9 protein-coding genes and 1 pseudogene are annotated in these 4,490 nt (G+C 35.2%); 6 read left to right on the forward strand and 4 right to left on the reverse strand.

The window, feature by feature from the left end:
- The first annotated feature begins 130 nt into the window (after positions 1-130).
- Together AAIB49_RS19480 and AAIB49_RS19485 are read left to right on the forward strand one after the other, a co-directional pair.
- Positions 131-349 carry a BhlA/UviB family holin-like peptide gene (locus tag AAIB49_RS19480; protein WP_343459013.1) on the forward strand — a complete coding sequence of 73 codons (219 nt, stop codon included), beginning with the start codon at positions 131-133 and terminating at the stop codon, positions 347-349.
- Positions 350-383: 34 nt separating this feature from the next.
- Positions 384-554 (forward strand): hypothetical protein, encoded by a 171-nt coding sequence (locus tag AAIB49_RS19485; protein ID WP_343459014.1) that lies wholly within the window; start codon positions 384-386, stop codon positions 552-554.
- Here AAIB49_RS19485 and AAIB49_RS19490 read toward each other — a convergent pair.
- Positions 547-741 carry a hypothetical protein gene (locus tag AAIB49_RS19490; RefSeq protein ID WP_343459015.1) on the reverse strand — a complete coding sequence of 65 codons (195 nt, stop codon included), beginning with the start codon at positions 739-741 and terminating at the stop codon, positions 547-549. The genes AAIB49_RS19485 and AAIB49_RS19490 overlap by 8 nt on opposite strands.
- Before the next feature lie 73 nt (positions 742-814).
- On the opposite strand from AAIB49_RS19490, the gene AAIB49_RS19495 reads away from it, so the two are divergent.
- Together AAIB49_RS19495 and AAIB49_RS19500 are read left to right on the forward strand one after the other, a co-directional pair.
- Positions 815-1,069, forward strand: a complete 255-nt coding sequence (locus AAIB49_RS19495; protein ID WP_343459016.1) for a phage holin family protein — start codon at positions 815-817, stop codon at positions 1,067-1,069.
- A gap of 2 nt (positions 1,070-1,071) precedes the next feature.
- Positions 1,072-1,923 carry an N-acetylmuramoyl-L-alanine amidase gene (locus tag AAIB49_RS19500; protein ID WP_343459017.1) on the forward strand — a complete coding sequence of 284 codons (852 nt, stop codon included), beginning with the start codon at positions 1,072-1,074 and terminating at the stop codon, positions 1,921-1,923.
- A gap of 16 nt (positions 1,924-1,939) precedes the next feature.
- Here AAIB49_RS19500 and AAIB49_RS19505 read toward each other — a convergent pair whose 3' ends face one another.
- The 3 genes from AAIB49_RS19505 to AAIB49_RS19515 are packed head-to-tail and all read right to left on the reverse strand — an operon-like array spanning position 1,940 to position 2,673.
- The gene (locus AAIB49_RS19505; RefSeq protein WP_343459018.1) at positions 1,940-2,293 is read right to left on the reverse strand and encodes a YhjD family protein; all 354 of its coding nucleotides are present in this window, start codon (positions 2,291-2,293) and stop codon (positions 1,940-1,942) included.
- Positions 2,286-2,456, reverse strand: coding sequence for a hypothetical protein (locus AAIB49_RS19510; RefSeq protein ID WP_343459019.1), 171 nt, complete (start codon positions 2,454-2,456; stop codon positions 2,286-2,288). Before AAIB49_RS19510 ends, AAIB49_RS19505 begins: the two co-directional genes overlap by 8 nt.
- Positions 2,443-2,673 carry a helix-turn-helix transcriptional regulator gene (locus AAIB49_RS19515; RefSeq protein WP_343459020.1) on the reverse strand — a complete coding sequence of 77 codons (231 nt, stop codon included), beginning with the start codon at positions 2,671-2,673 and terminating at the stop codon, positions 2,443-2,445. Before AAIB49_RS19515 ends, AAIB49_RS19510 begins: the two co-directional genes overlap by 14 nt.
- 210 nt (positions 2,674-2,883) lie before the next feature.
- On the opposite strand from AAIB49_RS19515, the gene AAIB49_RS19520 reads away from it, so the two are divergent.
- Together AAIB49_RS19520 and AAIB49_RS19525 are read left to right on the forward strand one after the other, a co-directional pair.
- Positions 2,884-4,242 carry an FtsK/SpoIIIE domain-containing protein gene (locus tag AAIB49_RS19520; protein WP_343459021.1) on the forward strand — a complete coding sequence of 453 codons (1,359 nt, stop codon included), beginning with the start codon at positions 2,884-2,886 and terminating at the stop codon, positions 4,240-4,242.
- Positions 4,229-4,490, forward strand: a pseudogene (locus AAIB49_RS19525) (hypothetical protein); the annotation flags it as partial. The gene AAIB49_RS19520 and the pseudogene AAIB49_RS19525, both read left to right, overlap by 14 nt.

Consider the following 4,490-nt stretch of genomic DNA (forward strand, 5'->3'; position numbering starts at 1 on the left):
GGGAGAGGAAATAATTGAACCTGAACTCACCGAAAGGGAAAAAGAAATAAGAAGGCTTCAATTCGAATTGGAGCAATTACAAAACGCTGAATAGGGCGTTATTTTTTATGTCTAAAAACAGGAGGAAGTCATGGATGAAACATTAATTCAATATTTTCTCACTCAAGGACCATTTGCGGTCCTTTTTGTATGGCTTTTTTATTCGAGCAGGAAAGAGTCGCAGGAGCGGGAAAAACAATTATACAAAACTATAGACGATCAAAACGAAGTGCTAAGAGGATTTAGCAGTAAGTACGACATTGTAATAAACAAGTTAGATGATATTGAAGAGCGTTTACCACCGAGGTAAGTGGTCTGTTCAATTCAAGAAAGGAGGAAAAAGGATGCAAAAAGAAATTGATAACCTGGTTGCTGTTATCAAAATAATGAATAACAGGTTAGAAAGATTAGAGAAAAAGATAGATGAGCTCGAAGAAGAAAAACGAGCTACATCTAAGAAAGAATTTGATGAATATGTTGATTATGTTAATTCCAAGTTAAACGAGCTTATCTAAAACGGTTTTTAATTTTAAAATCACGATCGATGTTTTCGTAAACATCTTTCCATATTTGTCTGGATAAAGTTCGGGAATCTAAAGCTTTATTCAGAATATCTGATATTGCTTTTTCGAGTTGAGGATGGTCAACTCCATTTTCTTTAAAAGTGTTTTTAACTAAAACAGAATAATCTTGTTGAAGCATAGCTTACACCTCCCTTCGAATTACATTATTCGACATAAAGGGAGGTTTTTCCTTTGAAGGAGGTGAAAAAGTCATGGAAATGTTAATGGATTACGTTGTATTAATCGTTTTAGCAATCTGTCTAGCAATCGGCTTTATCATCAAAAACAGCTTAGATTTTATCCCAAATAAGTACATTCCTTTGGTAATGGCTGTATTGGGTGTAGTGCTCAATGTTTGGATTAATCAGGGAGCCTTTACACCTGAGATATTACTTGGTGGACTAGCTTCTGGTCTTGCTAGTACAGGGGCATTTGAATTAGTAAAAAATATTAGGGAGGATAAATAATTATGAACATTAAAAAGCAATTAGTATCTCAAAACGTCATAAATAAACGCACACACGGTACTGGAAACCCTAAGAAGTACATTACAATACATCAAACTGGCAACACAAACAAAGGAGCTAATGCACAGGTTCACGCTAACCTCCAATCTAACCTTAACCCTAGAGAGGCTAGTTGGCATTATCAAGTTGATGACAAAGAAGTTATTCAGTCATTTGATGATAATGTGAAATGTTGGCATGCAGGAGACGGCAGAGGACCCGGTAACACAGAATCTATTGCTATTGAGATTTGTATTAATTCCGACGGTGATTACAAAAAGGCTGTAGAAAATGGCGCTAAATTAACAAAGCACTTGCTAGATAAATATAACCTTAGCATCGATCGGGTTAAGCAGCATTATGATTGGTCTGAAAAGAATTGCCCAGCACAAATTAGAGATAACAAAGATGGTATATCCTGGAGCGATTTTCTTAAGTTGGTGCAAAGTGAAGAAAAAGAAACTGTATCCTCTAGTGGCGTATACGTAGTGGAAAAAGGTGATACCTTATGGAGCATTTCTCAAAAATATAATACCACTGTTGACGTGTTAAAGAGTTTAAATAAAATAAGTGGTGACTTGATTGTTCCCGGTCAAAAAATCAAATTGCCAAGCGGTAGTAAAAAGGCAGCAACTAAGCCAGCTTTAAAAGTAAATGGCAAGGTCAAAGTTAAAAAATCTGCCACTAAGTACGCAACAGGTGAGAGTATTCCAAGTTGGGTAAAAGGGAAAACTTATACGATACAGCAAGTTAAATCGGATCGTGTGCTGTTAAAAGAGATTCTGTCTTGGGTATTCACTAAAGACGTAGAATAAAAAATGCCCCTATCCTTTATCGGGTGGGGGGCCACATTCTTTCCTTCCGTTCAAAACTCGTTGCCTTATCTCCATGCAAATACTCACTCATTAACTCTTCAGTCATTTTCTTTAATTCATCTGATGTAAACTCAACCACTTCTTTATTAATTTGGTACTTTCCAGCTCCGAGACGTTTAATGTCAATATGATGTTTTGATATTAGATCCGATTTTAATTCATAGTAATCTTTATGCATTCGTTCAATTATTGATTCCACCATATCCATGTATAAATTGCCGACTTCAAAACTTTTAAAACGTTCCAAGTCTTGTTTAAAGACCGTTACTGCAAGTGGGTAGGATATGTACTTATTGATTAGATCATTCATCGTCCTTCTCCACTTCTGCTAAATCTTGATTTAATCGTTCAATGGTTCTCCTAACGGCTGCTTTGTATTTCTCTGCTTCTTCGCTTTTGTCTGATTCAGTTGCAATTAACTTGTTTAAGAGCGCGTGTTCTTCTTTGTATAGCTGTGATTTATAATTGTTCATTTTTATTCTCCTTTATAAACCATATATCCTCAATATGTAAATTTAATTCTTTTGCTATTTTATATGCAAGCGGTAACTTCGGGATTTGGCCATACTTCACAATGTTATTGATTGTTGTCTTATTAGCACCTGTTCTTCTCACTAAATGCGCTTGTGTCATTCCTCTGTCATTCATTATCTCCGGTAATCTTGATTCCATTTCCATATTATCACCCATTATTTATTTCTACATAAAAATATAAATTCCTTTATTTACGAATGGACTGGTATATTTTTACGCATTAATACATAAATTCTAATATACGCTTTGATTGTCGCGCTACGAAAATTAATACGAAATGCAGAAGCCTTGATGCAACTGACACTAGAACAATACGAATGTATTCGTTAAACAAGGGACTATCTTTACAAGATACTAAGAAAGGGGGTGCTGGCGATACTCTTTGAAATACTTTCCACTGCAAGTATGGCCGGAATTACTGGAGCTAGTTATTATTTTCAAAATAAAAATGCCACTAATGACCATGAGAAAATTAAAATCATTGCGGATGAAGCTGGGTTAAAAACAAGAGAAGGAGGCATTAGAATCTACAGAAAGAGAAAGCACGACAAATACACGGAGTACGTTTATAAAATTCCTCTAGGACTCTCTTTTAAAGATTTCGAGGATAAAAAGCACTTGTTTATTGATGGCCTAAATAATAAAAGTCGTCCTGATCTAAATCTAGCAAACTTAAAGAATATTAATTGGAAAGGCGATGTATTAAAGCAGCTGCAGGACATTTTAAACAATCGTATAAAGTTAGATAAACAAATTGAAATGGAATATGACGGAATGCTGCGATTCAAAGTTTACGAGGAAGGATTAAAGAAACGATATGACTTAACTGAAGATATATTGAAAAAGTGTAAAGCCTGGACTGTTCCTATAGGTGTATCGTATAAAGAAATCATTTATCATGATTTTGAATCGGAATCGGGTTCTCATATTCTATTTGGCGGTGCAACAGATACAGGAAAAAGCACAACATTAAACGTCATTATTAACTCTCTTTTATACAATCAACCAGATGATGTAGAATTTACTCTTATCGACTTAAAGGGAGGATTAGAATTTGGTCCGTATGAACATCTAAAACAAGTGAAGCGATTTGCTACAGATGTCGATAGTGCTGAAAAGGTATTAAAAGAAGCTAAATTTGATATGGCTAGCACGTTTGAAATGTTGAGAAGAAAAGGAAAGAGAAATGTTAAGCTAGCAGGCATTAAAAAACGTCACTTTATCATCATTGATGAAGCTGCCGAATTAGCTAGTGAAGGAGAAACAGATAAAGAGGTGAAAAAGAAGAAAGTAAACTGTGAGAAATATATTAAAGATATTGCTCGTAGGGGGAGAGCAAGTGGAATGAAGTTGATCTACAGCACACAGAATCCAACATCAGAGGTTATAGGCTCGCAAATCAAGAGGAACTTAATTACTCGTATTTGTTTACCAGTAGATACTTCAACCGCAAGCATTGTTGTATTAGATGAAGGTGGCGCAGAAAAATTACCACTTATTCAGGGAAGGGCAATCTATAAAAGGCACCGTTCAACAACCATGCAAGCATTTTATATTAATGATGATTTGATTAAGAAAAATATTAAATCGAATAAGGAGGGATTGGGTGCATCCGGCAAAGGTGTTACACCGAGAAAGACAGGAACAAATTCTATTAAGTCTGAAACATCTAGATTATCTAACTCGAAAACAAATTCAGAAACTCCACGATTTGAAATCAGATAGGAATGCTCAGCGAATACTAAAAGGTATGGAGCCTTATGTAAATTATTTTTATGACGGTCAGAGAATCTATTATTTAAGTAAAGAAGGCCGAGAAAAGATTAACTGTAATACCATCCGCACTAAAATAACCACAGCAAAACATTACCTAATGCGTAATGACCTCTATATACACCTCAAACAACCAGCTAACTGGCGAAATGAAGTAAAAATGATCAGTGGGGAGGGAACAAAAGGCGAGATAGTCATTA

The organism is Ornithinibacillus proteolyticus, assembly GCF_039581225.1.
GTDB lineage: Bacteria > Bacillota > Bacilli > Bacillales > Amphibacillaceae > Ornithinibacillus > Ornithinibacillus massiliensis.